General features: G+C 66.9%; 17 protein-coding genes and 1 tRNA gene. 8 read left to right on the top strand and 10 right to left on the bottom strand.

Translation table 11 applies throughout. The features are described 5' to 3' along the window. Positions 1-142 precede the first annotated feature (142 nt). The 3 genes from ACFY3D_RS04155 to htpX all read left to right on the top strand — a co-directional run bounded on the left by ACFY3D_RS04155 (position 143) and on the right by htpX (position 4,636). Positions 143-1,951: a NuoM family protein gene (locus ACFY3D_RS04155; protein ID WP_389974677.1), complete on the top strand. Its 1,809-nt coding sequence runs from the start codon at positions 143-145 to the stop codon at positions 1,949-1,951. Next, positions 1,948-3,711, top strand: coding sequence for an NADH-quinone oxidoreductase subunit N (locus tag ACFY3D_RS04150; RefSeq protein WP_389974674.1), 1,764 nt, complete (start codon positions 1,948-1,950; stop codon positions 3,709-3,711). The genes ACFY3D_RS04155 and ACFY3D_RS04150 overlap by 4 nt, the downstream gene beginning before the upstream one ends. A 73-nt stretch (positions 3,712-3,784) precedes the next feature. After that, positions 3,785-4,636, top strand: coding sequence for a zinc metalloprotease HtpX (gene htpX / locus ACFY3D_RS04145; protein ID WP_389974671.1), 852 nt, complete (start codon positions 3,785-3,787; stop codon positions 4,634-4,636). Between the two features lie 60 nt (positions 4,637-4,696). On the opposite strand, the gene ACFY3D_RS04140 is transcribed toward htpX, so the two are convergent. The 3 genes from ACFY3D_RS04140 to ACFY3D_RS04130 form a co-directional block, all read right to left on the bottom strand. Beyond that, positions 4,697-5,575 (bottom strand): hypothetical protein, encoded by an 879-nt coding sequence (locus ACFY3D_RS04140; protein WP_389974668.1) that lies wholly within the window; start codon positions 5,573-5,575, stop codon positions 4,697-4,699. Positions 5,576-5,997: 422 nt separating this feature from the next. After that, a complete protein-coding gene (locus ACFY3D_RS04135; protein ID WP_350942823.1) occupies positions 5,998-6,573 on the bottom strand; it encodes a pyridoxamine 5'-phosphate oxidase family protein in 576 nt (191 codons plus the stop codon). A gap of 332 nt (positions 6,574-6,905) precedes the next feature. Next, a complete protein-coding gene (locus ACFY3D_RS04130) occupies positions 6,906-7,400 on the bottom strand; it encodes a YajQ family cyclic di-GMP-binding protein (protein ID WP_350942824.1) in 495 nt (164 codons plus the stop codon). A 500-nt stretch (positions 7,401-7,900) separates the two neighbouring features. Between ACFY3D_RS04130 and ACFY3D_RS04125 the strand changes: the two genes are divergently transcribed. Continuing rightward, positions 7,901-7,982, top strand: a tRNA-Tyr gene (locus ACFY3D_RS04125). 242 nt (positions 7,983-8,224) lie between these two features. Here ACFY3D_RS04125 and ACFY3D_RS04120 read toward each other — a convergent pair. Then, on the bottom strand, positions 8,225-8,428 hold the full coding sequence (locus ACFY3D_RS04120) for a hypothetical protein (RefSeq protein WP_389974665.1): 204 nt from the start codon (positions 8,426-8,428) through the stop codon (positions 8,225-8,227). A 279-nt stretch (positions 8,429-8,707) separates the two neighbouring features. Between ACFY3D_RS04120 and ACFY3D_RS04115 the strand changes: the two genes are divergently transcribed. After that, positions 8,708-9,256 (top strand): hypothetical protein, encoded by a 549-nt coding sequence (locus tag ACFY3D_RS04115; RefSeq protein WP_389974662.1) that lies wholly within the window; start codon positions 8,708-8,710, stop codon positions 9,254-9,256. A 315-nt stretch (positions 9,257-9,571) separates the two neighbouring features. Here the strand turns inward: ACFY3D_RS04115 and ACFY3D_RS04110 are convergent, their stop codons facing one another. The 3 genes from ACFY3D_RS04110 to ACFY3D_RS04100 all read right to left on the bottom strand — a co-directional run bounded on the left by ACFY3D_RS04110 (position 9,572) and on the right by ACFY3D_RS04100 (position 11,836). Beyond that, positions 9,572-10,984, bottom strand: coding sequence for an FtsK/SpoIIIE domain-containing protein (locus ACFY3D_RS04110; protein ID WP_389974659.1), 1,413 nt, complete (start codon positions 10,982-10,984; stop codon positions 9,572-9,574). Between the two features lie 88 nt (positions 10,985-11,072). Next, positions 11,073-11,390: a hypothetical protein gene (locus ACFY3D_RS04105; protein WP_389974656.1), complete on the bottom strand. Its 318-nt coding sequence runs from the start codon at positions 11,388-11,390 to the stop codon at positions 11,073-11,075. After that, positions 11,387-11,836, bottom strand: a complete 450-nt coding sequence (locus tag ACFY3D_RS04100; RefSeq protein WP_389974653.1) for a plasmid replication, integration and excision activator — start codon at positions 11,834-11,836, stop codon at positions 11,387-11,389. The genes ACFY3D_RS04105 and ACFY3D_RS04100 overlap by 4 nt, the downstream gene beginning before the upstream one ends. 204 nt (positions 11,837-12,040) lie before the next feature. Between ACFY3D_RS04100 and ACFY3D_RS04095 the strand changes: the two genes are divergently transcribed. Beyond that, a complete protein-coding gene (locus ACFY3D_RS04095; RefSeq protein ID WP_389974650.1) occupies positions 12,041-12,544 on the top strand; it encodes a DUF4265 domain-containing protein in 504 nt (167 codons plus the stop codon). 45 nt (positions 12,545-12,589) lie between these two features. Beyond that, positions 12,590-12,856 (top strand): hypothetical protein, encoded by a 267-nt coding sequence (locus tag ACFY3D_RS04090; protein WP_389974647.1) that lies wholly within the window; start codon positions 12,590-12,592, stop codon positions 12,854-12,856. An 84-nt stretch (positions 12,857-12,940) separates the two neighbouring features. Here ACFY3D_RS04090 and ACFY3D_RS04085 read toward each other — a convergent pair whose 3' ends face one another. Together ACFY3D_RS04085 and ACFY3D_RS04080 are read right to left on the bottom strand one after the other, a co-directional pair. Further along, on the bottom strand, positions 12,941-13,657 hold the full coding sequence (locus tag ACFY3D_RS04085; protein ID WP_389974644.1) for a GntR family transcriptional regulator: 717 nt from the start codon (positions 13,655-13,657) through the stop codon (positions 12,941-12,943). A gap of 389 nt (positions 13,658-14,046) precedes the next feature. Continuing rightward, positions 14,047-14,457 carry a hypothetical protein gene (locus ACFY3D_RS04080; RefSeq protein ID WP_364231402.1) on the bottom strand — a complete coding sequence of 137 codons (411 nt, stop codon included), beginning with the start codon at positions 14,455-14,457 and terminating at the stop codon, positions 14,047-14,049. A gap of 118 nt (positions 14,458-14,575) precedes the next feature. Between ACFY3D_RS04080 and ACFY3D_RS04075 the strand changes: the two genes are divergently transcribed. Then, a complete protein-coding gene (locus tag ACFY3D_RS04075; RefSeq protein WP_389974640.1) occupies positions 14,576-15,793 on the top strand; it encodes an XRE family transcriptional regulator in 1,218 nt (405 codons plus the stop codon). Here the strand turns inward: ACFY3D_RS04075 and ACFY3D_RS04070 are convergent. Further along, positions 15,774-16,334, bottom strand: a complete 561-nt coding sequence (locus ACFY3D_RS04070; protein WP_389974637.1) for an NUDIX hydrolase — start codon at positions 16,332-16,334, stop codon at positions 15,774-15,776. The genes ACFY3D_RS04075 and ACFY3D_RS04070 overlap by 20 nt on opposite strands. Positions 16,335-16,639 lie beyond the last annotated feature (305 nt).

The raw sequence follows: 16,639 nt of genomic DNA, 5'->3' as shown, positions 1-16,639 counted from the left end.
ATCGTCGCTCTCGTGGTGCTGCTCCTCATCCGTCTGGCGGTGATGCGCCGGTGACCCCCTCCCCGCGACCGACCCCGACACCGGTCCCAAAGCCCGGCACGGCGACGGACCCGGTGCCCGGCCCCTGTGAGGTGGTCACGCCATGAGCTGGCTGCTGATCGCGCTCCTCGGCGTGCCGCTCGCCGGGGCCGCCGCGCTGCTCGCACTCCCCGGAGCGGACGTCGCGGCCAGGAGGCGGCTGCTCAGGGTGCACGGCCTGGTCGTCTCCGGGCTCACGTTCGCGCTGTCGGTGCTGCTCGCCGCCACGTTCGACTACGGAAACGCCGCCCGGCCGCAGTTCGTGACCGACCTGGCCTGGATCCCCGGCCTCGACCTCAGGTTCCACCTCGGCGTGGACGGGATCTCGTTGCCGCTGGTCGTGCTGACCACGCTGCTGACCTTCCTGTGCTTCGTCTACCTGTGCCGGGGCAGCGCCGAAGGACCCGGGCAGCTGCTGGCGCCGCGGCCGGGAGGCAACCGGCCGCGGGCGCTGGTGTTCACGCTGCTCGTCCTCGAAGTGGGCATGATCGGCACGTTCCTCGCGCTCGACCTGCTGCTGTTCTTCGTCTTCTTCGAGGTCGTCCTCATCCCGATGTACTTCGTGATCGCCGTCTGGGGCGGGCGTGCCCGCCGCGCGGCGGCGATCAAGTTCATCCTCTACACCCTGCTCGGCTCGGTGGTCCTCCTGCTCGGCCTGCTGCTCATTTGGTCGCAGACCGGCACCCTGGACATGACCGCCCTCGCGCAGGCACGGGGGACGGGCATGTCCACCTCGGTGCAGACCCTCGCCTTCCTCGCCGTCGGCATCGGTTTCGCGGTCAAGGCCCCGATGTGGCCGCTGCACACCTGGCTGCCCGACGCGCACACCGAGGCACCGACCGTCGGTTCGGTGCTCCTGGCGGGTGTGCTGCTCAAGATGGGCACGTACGGCATCGCCCGCGTCGCGATCCCGATCCTGCCCGACGGCGCCGTCGCGGTGGCGCCCTGGCTCGGGGCCTTCGCGGTGGTCGGCATCGTCTACGGCTCGCTGGCCTGTCTCGCCCAACGCGACCTCAAGAGGATGATCGCCTACTCCTCGGTCGGCCACATGGGGTTCGTGCTCCTGGGCTTCGCCACGCTCACCCCGGCCGGAGTCAACGGCGCCCTGTTCGGCAACATCGCCCACGGCCTGATCACCGCCCTGCTGTTCTTCGTCGCAGGAGCGATCAAGGAGCGCTACGGCACCTCCGACATGCCGGCTCTGGGCGGCGGCATGATGACACGCCTGCCCCGGCTCGCCTCCCTGCTCACCTTCGCCTGCGTCGCCTCGCTCGGGTTGCCGGGACTCGCGGGCTTCTGGGGCGAGATGCTCGCCCTCCTCGGTGCCTTCGAACCGGCCGCGGGCCTGTCCCGCCCCCTCTACCTGGTCTTCATGGCCCTCGGAGGTCTCGGTACCGTGCTGACCGCCGCCTACTTCCTGCTCATGCTCTCCCGCGTCACCCACGGCCGGAGCACCGAGACCGTCCACGTCCCGGTCCTGGCCGGAATCACCACGGGTGGTCTCCCCTCCACGGGCCCGACCGGTGAGGAGACCGATCACAGAGAGAGTGACCGCGAAGAGGGCGCTCCCACCCCCGAAGCCGACGAGAAGGAGGGCATCCCCGTGGCGACAGGCGGTGGGAGAGATGCTTCCTCTCCGGGGGCGATCTCAGCGGCGACTTCGGAAACGGTTGCGGGGACGGTTTCAGAGACGGCCTCGGCGGTGACCTCGGGGACGACGAGCGCGGCCAGATCACGCATGCCCGACGTCACGGGCTACGAACTGGCCGCCTGGGTGCCGCTGATCGTGCTGATCCTGCTGTTCGGCCTCTGGCCCAAGGCGCTCCTCCTGCTCACCGATCCGGTGGTCCGGACCCTGGTGGGCGCGCCATGATCCAGTCGATCGACTACTACGCGGTCGCACCGCCCCTCATCCTCGCCCTCACCGCCGGGCTCGTGCTGCTCCTGGACGCCTTCCTGCCCCGCAGGCCGTACGTCCGGACGGCACTCGGCGCGGTCACGCTGGCCGGGGTGATCGGCGCCCTCGCGGTGGTGATCTCGCAGGCCGTACGCGCCGGAGACCCGCTGCGGACCTTCTGCGTGCCCGAGGGTCTGCTCGGCTCCCCCCAGGCGGCGATCGGGGCCATCGTCCCCCCGGTCGCCGAGCCGACGGCGCCCACGGCCGCCGTGGCACCCTGCTCGTTCGTGGTCGACGACTTCACGCTGGTCTTCGCCGGGCTCGCGCTGTTCGCCGGGATCGTCGTGGTGCTGCTGTCGGCGGCCGAACTCTCCTCGGGAGACATCCCCGTCGGAGAATGGTACTTCCTGCTGCTCTGCACGCTGGCGGGCGCCGTCGCCCTGCCCGCCTCCCGTGACCTGATCATGCTGGTGGTCGCTCTGGAGCTCGTCTCGCTGCCGGTGTTCGCGCTCACCGCTCTCAGGCGGTACGACGGCCGAAGCTCCGAGGCGGCGGTCAAGCTCTTCCTCGTCTCCGTGGTCTCCACGGCGGTGATGCTCTTCGGGGTCTCCCTGCTGTACGGGACGACCGGCACCGTCTACCTCGACCGCATCGCCCACGTTCTGCGGCAGGGCGTCTCCGCCGCCACCGGTCTCGGACCCGGCTCGGGAGACGCCGGCACCGCCTACGAGTCCTCGCTGCGGATCGGCTACGACCTGCCCGCCGTGGTCACCGTGGCCGTGGTCCTGGCCATCGCCGGGTTCGCCTTCAAGATCGCGGCGGTGCCGTTCCACGCGTGGGCGGGCGACGTCTACCAGGGTGCCCCCATCCCCGTCGCGGCCCTGCTGTCCGTCGTCTCCAAGGCGACGGGGTTCGCCGGGCTGATCCTCGTCCTGGTCGTCGCCCTGGGCGGCCAGGGGGCCACCTGGGTCCCGCTGATCGCGATCCTCGCCGCGCTGACCATGACCGTGGGCAACCTCCTGGCCATGCGCCAACGCCACGCCGTACGACTGCTCGCCTGGTCCTCCGTCGCCCAGTCGGGCTACATCCTCGCCCCCCTCGGCATCAGGAACGACGAGGCGATGAACGCCTCGGTCGCCTATCTGGTCTTCTACGCGGCGATGAACCTCGGGGCGTTCGCCGTGGTCACACTGGTGTCGAGGCGGTCGGGTGGGGGAGAGCTGGACGACTACCGGGGCCTGGCGCTTCAGAGGCCGGCCGCCGGGCTGGCGCTCGCCTTCTTCCTCATCTGCCTGGCGGGCCTGCCCCCCGGGTTGGCCGGGCTCTTCGCCAAGATCGTGGTGTTCCGGGAGCTCCTCGGCGGAGGCGGTGGCTGGCTCGCCGTCGTGATGGCGGTGAACACGGTCGTGGGCCTCTACTATTACGTCGCCTGGGTCGTACGGATCTTCACCCCGGTTCCGGTCCTCACTCCGGTTTCGGCGACCGGGAGCGCCATGACGGGAGGCGGCGCGACCGGAAGTGCCGTGGCGGGAGGCACCGCGACCGGGGGTGTCATGACAGGAAGCGCTGTGGCCGGAGATGTCGTGGTGGGGGGCGTGAGAACGGATGGCCGCGGTGCCGGATGGATACCCGCGACCGCGGCGATCGCGGTGGCGGCGATCGTCGCGATCGCGTTCTCGGTCGCCCCGCAGCTCGTCCTCGACCTCGTCCCCTCGGGCCTCATCGCCGTGGGCTGAACCGTCCGGGAACGTTCGACCTGGCCGGGGACGTTGTCACGGGTGAACCAGCATCAACCGAGAGGGGGGTGTAGTGCATCACAACGGTCTGCGTACCGCAGTCCTTCTCGGAGCATTGTCCGCGGTGATCATCGCGGCGGGGGCGTGGCTCGGAGGCAGCCCCGGCGTGCAGATCGCGGTCCTGATCGCGCTGGCGACCAACGGCGTCGCCTATTTCTTCTCCGACCGCATCGCGCTGTCCGCGATGCGCGCCCGGCCCGTGGGCGAGGTCGAGCAACCGGTCCTCTACCGGATCGTGCGCGAACTCTCCACCGAGGCCCGCCAGCCCATGCCCCGGCTCTACGTCTCGCCGACCATGCAGCCCAACGCCTTCGCGACCGGGCGCAACCCACGCAACGCCGCGGTCTGCGTGACCTACGGGATCACCCAGCTGCTCGACGAGCGCGAGCTGCGCGGGGTCATCGGACACGAGCTCTCCCACGTCTACAACCGCGACATCCTGATCTCGTCGGTGGCCGGCGCGCTCGCCACCATGATCACCTACCTCGGCTACGTCGGGCTGTTCTTCGGCGGCGGTGACGACGACGAGGGGCCCGGGTTCATCGGCGCGCTCCTCATGATCGTGCTCGGCCCGGTCGCGGCCGGAATGATCCAGATGGCCATCTCCCGCTCCCGCGAATATCAGGCGGACGAGTCCGGCGCCCGGTTGACGGGCGATCCGCTCGCCCTCGCCTCGGCACTGAGAAAGATCGAGATGGGCACCCGTCAGCTACCCCTCCCGGAAAACGGCCGGATCGCCTCCGCCTCCCACCTGATGATCGCCAACCCCTTCCGCTGCGCCGGGATCGGCAGGCTGTTCTCCACCCACCCGCCCACCGCCGAGCGCGTCGCCCGCCTGGAGCGCATGGCCGGCTACCGCCGCTGACCGCACGCTAACGCTTGAGCCCCTGCCCGCCCCCGTGAAACCTCCACGGTTCGGGGCGGCTCAGGGGGTCAGCCCGGTGACGATCGGATTGTGCACGGATCCGGGCACGACGAAGCCCCCCATTCGCTCCGTACCACCCGACTCCTGATCGACCCGATACCAGGCGTAGCGGGCACCTCCCCCCTTCCTGAGCCTGCGCGGGATCACCGTCTGCAGGTCGAGACGGCCCGCACCGTTCCAGCGCATCCGGGTCGGGGTCCTGCCGACGGGCACGGCGACGGGGTCGTGCCTGGGGATACCGCCGGTGGGCACGTCCCACAGGCGGATCCCCGCGTCACGGGCCGTGAAGTGAGCGACGACCTCGCCGCCCGGGCCGAGCGCCCCTCCCACCGGAACGCGCCCCCGCTCGGCGAAGGGCGAGAGCGAGTAGATCCCCGCCTGGAACATGTCATCCACCACGAGTACGAACCTCGCGTCAGGACTGAAACTCCACGGCCGCAGTCCGGGCGGCAACGGGACACCATCCCCGCTGTAGGTGTCCAGGATCTGATACTCCCCGCCGATGCCCAGCACCGCGTACCGCCCACCGGGGGAGAGCTCGACCCGTGCCGTGCGCATGCCGTTCGACCACATCACCCCCGGCACCACGCGCACCTCGCCGGTGGCCATCTCCCGCACCACCAGAGCCCCGTCCCCCAGCTGGAAGTACGCGACATACCTGCCGTTCGGCGACAGGGCGAGCGGTGCTCGTTGCCCGCGCACGGAGAACACCCGGGCGTCACGGAGGGCGACCACCTTGCCGCCGCGTACCCAGAGTTTCCACGGCGCGCAGACACACCCGTCGAGCCCCGCGTACCGGACCGGCGGCCTCGCGCTCGCGGCCCCCGCCGGGCCACCCGCTCCCATGACCACGGCGACCGCACCGACGCAAACACTCAAGCGGCGGAACAACCCCACTGACGCCCTCCCGAGTCTTTCCGGACAGCGGGGGACGTCCGTCACGTACGGGCTCACTGTACGCCTCGGGGAAGGCCGGTCGGCGGTGCCGCCGCGAGTGTCACCCGACCTCGCCGCGAAGCGGACACCCTTTCCGGTCGGTGGTGTCGCCGTACGGGGGAAGCAGACCGAGGCGTGGAGCGGACATCCCTTCCGGCCGGTGGTGTCGCCGTACGGGGGAAGCCGGCCAAGGCGTGAAGCGGAGACCCCTTCCGCTCGGTGGTGCCGCCGAAAGGGGCGTCCGCTTCCGGTCGGCGGTGCCACTGGAAAGGGCGTCTTCCGGCCGAGGCAGGAGCGGAAACCCCTTCCCGAGCGGGACGAACGGACCAGTCCTGCGCGGACCGGTCCCGGCCGGGACGGTCGTCTCAGGAGTGATGCGTGACCGGGTCGGTCTCCTCCGCGGAGAGACCGGGGATGCCGTCGATGCTCTCGCGGTTCTTCTGCGCCCGATGGGCGCGCCGCTGCTGGACGTCCCTGCGCCCCGCCCACTCGTCCAGCAGCGTCCGGTCCTCCTCGAAGGACATGAACGGCACCGAGAAGCCGCAGGAGTCGGAGATCCGGTCACAGTCGACGACGATGATCGACCGCACACCCGGATGCGGGCCGAAATTCTTGATCAGTGTTGCGAAGTCGGGGCTCTCCGGTACGACGACCCGGCCGGTGCCGTACAGGCGGAGGATGTTGGGAGGGCCGGAGAAGGCGCAGAACATGACCGTGATGCGGCCGTTCTGGCGGAGGTGCGCGATCGTCTCCACCCCGCTGCCGTCCAGGTCGAGATAGGCGACGGTGGTGTCGTCGAGAACGGCGAAGGTGTCGGCGTACCCCTTGGGGGACATGTTGACATGACCCCCCTTCTCGGGAGCCGTGGCCACGAAGTAGACCGGCTGCGCTCCGATGAACTCACGCAGCCGGTCGTTGATCCTGTCGTGAATTTTCCCCATGAACAGGACGATAGTTCTTTGCCGTTCGCCGGTCGGTACCGCGTCCAACAGCTGTATCCAACCGGTGAGCCCTCTCGCCCGCGGACACCCCTTCCCCCTCGGACTCTCCGCTCCCGCCCTCCCGCTCCCGGCTCTTCCCGCCTTCCCCGTCTCCCGCCTTGCCCGCCCTCTCCCTCGCCGAGAGGCCGCACCTCCGCTCACGGACCGGGGAGGTGAAGCGACCGGGGCACACGCGAAGGCATGCGCGTGCGCCCCCGGCCGTGTGCCCGGATACGCCTTCTGCGGCGGGCTGGATCCCGGAGCCGGAGGCCGGGGTCGCGACCGCTCATCCGCTAGCGATAGTTGGAGAACTGAAGGGCGATCTCCAGGTCCTTCCCCTTGAGAAGGGCGATGACCTCCTGCAGATCGTCCCTCTTCTTCGAGCTCACCCGAAGCTCCTCGCCCTGGATCTGGGCCTTGACGCCCTTGGGCCCCTCATCGCGAATGATCTTCGAGATCTTCTTGGCGTGCTCCTGGTCGATGCCCTCCTTGAGGGTCACCACCAGGCGGTACTCCTTGCCGGACAACTTGGGCTCGTCCGCGTCCAGGATCTTGAGGGAGAGCCCTCGCTTGATCAGCTTGTCCTTGAAGACATCGAGCACCGCGTTGGCGCGCTCCTCGCTGTTGGCCTTGATCTCGACGGCCTTCTGACCGCCCGACCAGGCGATGGCCGCGCCGGTGCCCTTGAAGTCGAATCGGTGCCCGATCTCCTTGATCGTCTGGTTCAGCGCGTTGTCGGCCTCCTGGTGGTCGATCTTGCTAACGATGTCGAACGATGAATCCGCCAAAGCACAATCCCCTCTGACCTGCCAGAACTATGAATCACTCCCCGGCTCCCGCAGACCACGGACCGCGAATCACGGCGGCGTCCGCGAGCCGGTTCGGTAGACGCGTACGTAACGGATCAGCCTAGCCAGCATCTCCCGCCGATGCCGAGGCGGCAGCGTGTCCTCACCCGTCCTCCACGGGTCCTTCCCACCCCGGCGCGTCTCATCTCCCCTCTCACCTCTCTCACCTCTCCCACCTCTCACTCACCCTGCGCGTCTTCCCTCCTCAGCCCTTCGCGCCACCTGCCCGCCCTCGGCCTCCACCCCCATCGGGCCTCCTCGCGCCCCGGCACCGCGACGCCTCTCGCGCCTCTTCTTCCCCAGAAGACGCCGATCCGAGCAGTGGTATGGGCGCAAAAGTCCTGATAGGAGCGGGTATCCGGAGGTGCCCTCCGCCGATGTCACGTCACCCCCGGAAGTCCGCTATTCTTCTTCCTGTCGCCGCCGCAAGCGGAAGACATGGCAGGTTGCCCGAGTGGTCAAAGGGAGCGGTCTGTAAAACCGTCGGCTCAGCCTACGCAGGTTCAAGTCCTGCACCTGCCACACCAGCAGAAACAGCCCTCTCACCAGCGGAAACGCGGTGAGAGGGCTGTTTGCATATGTCCGGCTGTCCATGGTCGTCAACGGCGATCTACGGGCGCCCGCGTCGTATGCGCGTCGGCGATCAGTCGGCCTTGTCCGGCGATCGAAGCCATCCCATCCGGTAGTCCTGAGGCTGCCAGCGCAAGTTTTAGGGCTGGCCTGGGACGTCTAGTGGCCGTGTAGCGACTTACCGCTCAAGGACCTCAATCCATGACTTGGTGCAACAGGCCCGTCATGGCCAAACCTGCACCGAAGCCGGTGGCGACGCTGCTAGCCAAGGTTCCTACGAAGACCCCTGTTACTGACGCCAGGCCGATGATGACGACCCAACGCAGCGGGAGTCGGGGTGGCTTTTCAGGTTGCTCCTCTTGCTTTTTCTGGCTGGCTTGTCTGAGTATCTTCATCATGTGGCCTCTCCGGAGTCAACTGTGTGAGTGCCGCAGAATGGCCCCCCGTGTCCGCGGGGGGCCATTCGCATAGAGCGGGCCGAAGCCTTCATCTGTGAACAAGGTTGCAGATGATCGGTTTTACCGCCACTTGAGATATAGCTAGCCGGATGATTTTTGTCTTCATCCGGTTGGGGAACTTGTGCCTGGGGGGAACTTTTCATACCTGGGTGACCTGAAATCCGTGCATCCTCCGCAATGCCTTGCGGTCAACGCAAAAAAATGTACATACTGCAAGGCATGAACGACATCACGAGAGAGGTCATTGATGTCCTCTACCCCGACCCGATACCACAACCTGACGAGATGCGCATGGACTTCGTGCAACGGCGAAGTCGGGCCAGCAGTCAGCGGGATGCAGTGCAGAAGGAACTGGCGGCTCAGATCAAGGAGGCAGATGGCGCATTCGATCCCTTAATCTCAAGCCTGCGTGAGCTCGGCAGGAAAAAGAGGGAGGTTGAAGAGCAGATGCGTCTCCTCGTGACCTATGGTCGAGAGTTTGTTCGACCCGAACCTTATCGCCTTGCCGCCCTGGCGGAAGCAGCTGGGATGTCTATCTCTGGGGTCAGAGGAATGTACGATTCTGTCGATATTCAACGGGTTGCCGATGCCATCGGACGATCTGACCGAAAAAATCAAGCTAAGCCCAACGTCGATCGCAAAGTCCTCCCGGAAAAAGGTTTGGACATCTATGGGCGCCATGCGCCACATTTTCCTTTGTATCCTGCCATAGAGCAGGAAAAGTCATTTCGTTCCCGGAAAGTCCCCGAGCTGCCTTCTCCGCCGTGACCCATTGCGGATGTTCTTGCTTCGGGGCTTCTGGGTGGTTCCGTGTTATGCCCTGCCGAGATCAGTTGGTCACTTGTGCGGGTCTCAAAGCTTCAACAATCAGCTTCCGAGCAAGGTCGTCTTGTCCCACAATGCACTTGGCGTAGACCCGTAGAAGCACGTGCACACTGTGCCCGGCTCACTCGGCGACTTGAGGTGTCCGCCCTGCGGGTGGAGGCTCATACGGTCTGCGAGTCAGGGGAGAGGCCACCTGAGCTGGGGTGAAGGCTGGCTTCCGAGCCTCCTGCCACACCTCGGTGTAGGCCGTCGAGGCGATCACGCCGTCCCCTCCAGTGCCATCGCGCGGATGTCGGAGTCGGAGACGTACGCGGCGCGGACCCGGATCGGGTCGGGCGAAGTCTCCAGGCGGACGTAGCCGATACCAGCCCCCTGCTCGGGAATCGGCGAGATGTGATCGGCCAGCGCGCCGCGATCCCGTGCGCCGTCGCCGAGGACCATGTCGACCTGCTCGGACTCGTCCAGCCGGAGTGCGATCTTGTCGGGGAACAGGTTGCGGATGTTCATGACCTCCTTGCGCGGGTCCTGAAGCGCCGCCATCACACCGAACCCGACCGCACGACCCTGCGTGGTGAGCGTCGCCAGGGCAGCCGAGATCCGCAGCTTCAGACCCTTGTCGGACTGGTAGGCGGTCAGGAACGCCACCTCGTCGACCACGACCAGGACGAACGGGTCATCGACGGTGGGGGTGTGGGAGCGCTGGAGTCCGGCGTAGCGGTCGGCCCGCTCCTGCATGATCTGTACGGCGGATTCGAGGAGGTCGGCGCAGTCGGCCGGGCTGGCTGCGTAGCGGGTGCCGAACAGGTCGCGTCCGTAGGACAGTTCCATCCGTTTGGGATCCAGCGCCCACACCTGGGCCAGGCCCGCGCGGGTGGCGGGGAGCAGGCCGCGGATCGTCGACCAGATGACCGAGCCCTTGCCTGCCCCGGTGGCTCCGGCGACCAGGACATGAGTGCCGTGGACCTTCAGCAGCCAGGGCTTGCCGTCCTCGCAGGTGCCGACCTCCACCGGACCCACCGACGCCTCAGCAGGAACCGGCACGGCCGTGAGCGGAGTGGCGAGGGGATCGCGCCGGGGGAAGACGAGCAGCAGCCGGCCCGAGCGTGCGACGGAGACCCGGCACGATTGAGCGCCGAATCCGTGGGCGAGATGGTCGGTGCGGTCGGCCCAGTCCTTGACCGACTGCCCGGTGAGCATCCGCACTATGACCAGGTCGGCCCACGAGGTGCAGGTGACACGGATGATGCGGGGAAGGTAGTCCCGGCCGCGTAAGTGACGGCCGAGCCCGGAGATGATCATTACCGGTTGCCAGTGACGCCGGTAGACCCACACCAGCCGCCACCAGGCCAGCAGCCGCCAGCCCACCAGACGCAGGAACGACGGACGAGCCAGCAGGCACCACGTGGTGAGACCGAGCGGAACCAGGACGACGAAGCCGAGGCCCCAGCGCCAGCCGTAGAAGTAGGTGAGCACACCGGGGGTGAGGGCGACGGCCGAGGCGATCGGGTGACGCCACAGCAGCCGCAGGACACCGGCCAGCAGCCGCCACGCGAAGATCACAATGGTGACGATCGCCGGGGTACGGACGACGGCCGGACGGAAGACGACGGCGGTATCAGGGGTGGTGGAGACGAGGTGCTGTGCCTCGTCGCCGGGCAGTTTCTTGAACATTAGGCTGGAACCTCTTCCTTGAATTCGCGTGAGAGGGAGAATCGAGGGGCCGCCGGAAGTTGGCGCTTCTGGCGGCCCCGCTTACGTGTCAGGCCGTCTTCTCCCGCTCGACCTGGTCGGGGTTGATGGGCTGTTCGGCGTGCAGGCGCTCGCAGTCGGCCAGGTAGCGCGCGGAAGCGGCGAAGATCTCCCGCGCGAGGGTCACGTCCCGCTCGGTGACCGGCCCGCCGCCCGTGGTGGTGACGGTCATCTGCGCCTCAGCGCTGGACAGGGTCAGGAACGGCCGCTCACCGTCGCCCCCGAACGCCTTGGCCGACATGTCCGAGGTGCAGAAGGAGACGTCGAAGCGGGTGAGGCCCTCGTGGATCGACGCGGTGACGTAGGTGTAGGGCTTGTGCTCGCTCACGCGGCCACGTCCTTACCGGCCGTCTCCTTGGCCGGAGCCGCAGCGGCCTGCCGAGCGGGAGCCGTCGCGGAGCGGGGAGCGCGCATCGCGGTTGCCCGGATGGACCAGGCGAGTCGCCCGGTGTTCTGGCCGACGTACGCGGTTGCGGTCATGCCGTCGAACTCCACCGGCACGAACGGCAGGCCCGGCAGCGCGGCCGGGACGACGGGCTGAGTCGGGGACAGGATCTTGACCGAGACCGTCTTCTGGCCGGCCTTCACCGTGGGATCGGCGTCCATCACGGCGACCTGCCAGACGAGTTCGCCGGTGTTCTTGTCCTTGGCGTAGACCGTGCGCCCCTTGCTGGAGGCGTCGAAGTCCTTGACCTGCTCGACCTCACCGACGACGTAGCAGCCGTGCGGGAAGACCTGCGTGAAGCTGATGGGAATGGGGCCTTGGATAGCCATGTCAGATGCTCCTTCCACTCTGGATGGGCCGACCTACAATCGGTTGTCCACTTGTCCGATCGAGTTGAGATTAGCCTACGGCAACTTGTCCGCACAAGTGAATGAGTGGATTGAGGGAGGAGAGGTGGGCCGGCGTTCTGATTCGTCTCCTCTGGCGTCTTGGCAGGGCTCGATGCCCGAGAAGAATGCGCGATCATGTCGGTCATGGCCTCCACGACTTCACCGGAGCACGACACCACCGAGGACAACCGGATCAAGGTCTGGTTCCGGTTCGTGCCGCGAGAGGGGTGGCTTCCCTACAGCACCGAGGGGCTCTGGGCCACGCGGCTTGGCGAGGACACCGCTCGTCTGGAGAGCGTCCCCTTTCTGCAGGAGGGGGCGGCCATGGGAGATGTCGTGCGGTTCGCTACCGATGCCGAAGGGCTTCACTGGGCCAAGGAACGTGCGGAGGTGTCGGGAAGCTGTACCGTGCGGGTTTTGGCCGTTCCCAGCGGTCCACTCGGATCAAGTGCCCAGGCCGTGCACGAGCGGTTGGCGCCGTTCGGTCTGGGCGGAGAGGTCTTCAGCAAGGACCTACCGCTGGTTGCTTTCAACGTGCCGCCCGACGCCGAACTGGGCCAGATAAAGGCTCTACTGATTCGTGGTGAGGAAGACGGTTGGTGGCACTTCGAGGCTTCCTGTGTCACCGATGCCTGGCGCAACGCCTGACGCCGCATTGGGCAACATGTGTCCCGTTCGAAGTACGGTCAGCTCATGAGCGGCGACGAGCAGCCGGGACTGAACGAGATCGAGCAGTGCTTCGTTGCGGTTCTCGATGGGCGGATGAGCCGGGACGAGGCCGACCGGTGGGCATGCCGCTGGGTTGTCGATGATTATCTCGTTTGGGACGACCTGGAGTGGTGGGCGTTGAGGCTGCTGTACGGGATTGATCTGGCCCACGGGCCGGATGGGGACTTTCTGCACGGCGACGAGCAGGTGCGTGAGTGGCTTGAGGAGTTGCAGCGTCGTCGCGCTTTGTGACAGGTTTCCCGGACGCTGTCCCAGACAGCACGGCGCCGACGAGAGACCATCACCACGGCGAACGTTGCCTGATGCAGCACCCGGTTAACTCACCTGGTAGACGTCCTGGAGTTCGTGTAGGTCGCCGGGGAGCGCCACGCTCATCACGAGCAGCACGCTCCCGGTGGCGTCATGCACGGTGGCCAGCACCCCGAGAACGGGCTTGGAGGAGCCGAGCGACTCCGCCTCCTCCTTGGTCGGGTTGCGCGCGGTCAGTCGCTCGGTGATGTGATCGAAGCGCAGGTGCTTGACTGCCTGGAGGTGATGACGCACCCCGCGTGCCAACGGTTCGGGCTTGTCGACGTCGGTGCCCAACGCGATCTCCAGAGGGAACCACAAGGTCTCCACCGCCGACAGCCGGCCACCCTGCTTCACCACACGCCGACGAGAGATCACCGGCGTCTTGTCCTGAACACCCAGCAGACGAGCGATATGGCGGGGAGCCGGAACACGGGCCACCCCGGTCACCATGTCACCGCTCTCGACCTGCTCAGCTACCGCCAAGCCCGGCCGAACGCGATCGGCGGCACTCTCGGGACGACCCTTCACGAACGAGCCGCGGCCATGCTCACGCTCGATCCAGCCCTGCATGGCCAACGTCTGAAGCGCCCGCACCACCGTCGTGCGTCCCACCCCGAACTCCCGGACGAACTGCGTCTCCGAGGGCAGCATGTCACCGGCCGCATACTGCCCGGCCTCGATGCGCTCCTGAATCGCGCCCATCACCTGGGCATACTTCGGAGGGGCGAAATCCCTGCTCATCTTGACCGCCTGATCGCTCTTCCACTTGTCTGCACAAGCACAGTACCGGCTGAGGTCAGCTCTGTCAGGAGGCGCAGCAGCGACAGGCGGCTACCTGGCGAGCCCCGCCAGAATCCTGATCCATATCACCCGCGCCTGAGCAGGAGTCTGCGCCTCACTGTGAAGTACGGTGCTGCGGTTTCCGGCCCGAACCGTCTTGCGGATGAATGACAGGCCGCCCGCATCGCACAATTCGTAAAACGTCACCCGATGCTCGTGACAGGTCCAGGCCACCACCCGGGACCGTCCGAAACGCCGTGCCCTATTCCAGGTCAAAGACACACATCCGGGAACAGCCGGTACGAGATGATGTGCCACGCACGACACTTCCCGCTGGGCAGAATTCTCGCTCATGATTCCTGCCGCTCGAAACGCACCGACCCGGCCGCATCCACGGTGGCGTGAAATAAGACCTGCTTTGACCAGTCTTCCTGCATGGTGCTGAAGTCGCGAACCCGGTGGCTGATGCGGCCCCAGATCGTCGCGGGCGAGTCCATCCGGCGCATCTCCGTGCGCAGCGTGTCCATCGCCGTGGCCTGACCCGAGCTCACCCCGCACGGCCCGAGCTCGTCGGTTCCGCCGGAGGTGGTGAACACCTCCCACTCGAACATCTCGGCGAGCTGTTCCGTACCGCCGCAGTAGATGCAGTCCTCGTGTGCCGAGAATTCCAGGCGGAGGCCCATGGCCGCCACGCATCCACGACGGGTGACGATCTTCCAGCCGCGCCCGTCGCACTCCGTGCACTTAACCGGTGTTGTCATGCCGAAAAGAATGTCCGGGCGAACTTTTCCACCCTATCCCGCGCAGGTATACCACCGAGAATATAGAGTCTCGTTCTGCGGCAATGCACCACTTCGGAACCGATCACCGGAGGATGGAATGCACAGCAACGCTTTCAATCCGATCGATATTCCGGCATGGGTCTGGGATCGCGATGAAAGCCAGGAAATCCTTAAAAATCGTGACGTGATGGCGCTTTTCAACCTCGCCGTCAAGTACAGCGGAGCCAGTCAGATCCGCCTCAGCACGGCGACCGGAATAGCCCAGGGCCACGTAAGCCTGATCATCCGAGGGCGACGCCAGGTCACCGACCTGGAGGTCTACGAGCGCATCGCCACCGGCCTGGGCCTGCCCGACCACGCCCGCATGCTCTTCGGCCTGGCGCCACTCGACCTCGCATCCCCCACCGGGGATCACGGCGACAACCACCAGGAGCAGACCGACGAACTGACAGCCCGGATCGAAGCCGCTACCGCCATCGACCCCGTCATGGTCATGATCCTCACCACCGAGACCAACAACCTGCGCCTTATGGACCGCCGAGTCGGCGGCGTCGCCATCGCAGAGAAGATGCGCGCCCAGATCGCCCAGGTGCAACGCGCCCACCGCCACGCCATCCGGCCCGGCATCCGCGCTCAACTCGCCCAGGTCCTGGCCGAGACCTCATCGTTGGCCGGATGGCAGGCCATCCACACCGGTGCGCTCAACGACGCCTGGGATCACTACGAGCAGGCCAAAGCCGCCGCCCGCGAAGCCGACGACCCTGCCGTTCTCGCTTACGTCTCGGCCGAACAGACATATGTCCTGATGGAACTCGGCAGGCCGGCCGAAGCCACCGAGCTACTCCAGTACATCCACGCCACCCACCGCGACCACATCCCCAACCGGTTACGGACATGGCTGTCAGCAGCCGAAGCCGAAGCAGCCGCGATCCTCGGGGACGAGACCACATGTCGCGCGGCCCTCGACCAGGCTGCCGCACTTCTACCGGCAGGGGAGGCCGATGTAAGCATGCCCTACCTCTCCTTGGATGCTCACCACCTCGCCCGCTGGCGCGGCAACTGCCTGGTGCGCTTCGGCGATCCCGGCACCGTCGAAGACCTTCGCTCTGCCCTGGCCGGGATGGACGGCACCTACAACCGCGCCGAATCCGGAGTCCGCTGCGACCTGGGCCACGCCCTCCTGGCCAGAGGAGAACCTGACGCGGCCCAACCCCACATCCAACGCGCTCAGCAACTCGCGACCATGACCGGCTCCCGCCGCCAGCGCAAGCGCATCGAGGAACTCGTTCGAGCGGTTAAGCGCTCACTCCGTTAAGCCGGTCGCGTGCCGCGTACAGACCGATCAACGTCCCCGACGTCCAGATGTCACCGCGGGCGATCATCGCCGGGATCTCCGACATCGGCACCCACTCGATGAGATCGGCCTCGATCTCCCCGGTCGGACTCCCGACCAACTCGGCACCCCGCACCAGGAATAGGTTGTGCTCCGAGTCGACCATGCCGGCCATTGGCTGGTAGGTGATCAGGTGCTCGATCTCCTTGGGCCGATATCCCGTCTCTTCCTCCACCTCACGAGCGGCCGTCGTCATGGCGTCCTCGCCCGCATCGACCAGCCCGCCAGGCAGCTCCCAGCCCCAGCGGTCAGCCAGGAACCGGTGACGCCACATCAGGAGCACTCGGTTCTGGTCGTCGACCACTACCGTGATAGCAGCTCGATCCAGATGCACCACATGATGCTCGAACCGTTCCCCGTCCGGGATCGCGACATCGACCAGGCCCAGCCGGATCCACCGGTTGTCGTAGATCAGCCGCTCACCGTGCACGATCCAGCGCGTCTGCTCATCGTTGGTAGCCACACAGCGAAGTTACCGCCCAACAACCCTGACGTACACGGGCATCAGCGCAGTGCCAGCAGTCCGTTTCGAGACGGGACATCGGGCCGTCCCGGAGGATTGCCGAATTGTTCTTGTGAGGTATCAAGCGGCGGCGCGCCGCGCCGCCGTACCCGGCCCTCCGCCGCCCGCCGCCCGGGCGTGCGGCGTGGGCGCCGGTCCCGGGCGGCGGCGGCCCGGGCCTTCTATCGTCCAGTGCACTCGCCGGTACCAAACGCACGCGCCGACCCCAGCGACGCGCCGCCGCTACGCCCTCGCCGACCCGCTTC

Origin of the sequence: Streptosporangium sp. NPDC000509 (assembly GCF_042898365.1) — a bacterium.
Lineage (GTDB): Bacteria > Actinomycetota > Actinomycetes > Streptosporangiales > Streptosporangiaceae > Streptosporangium.
Note: the sequence above shows the minus strand (reverse complement) of the source record. Positions and strands in the feature narration are given on the sequence as shown.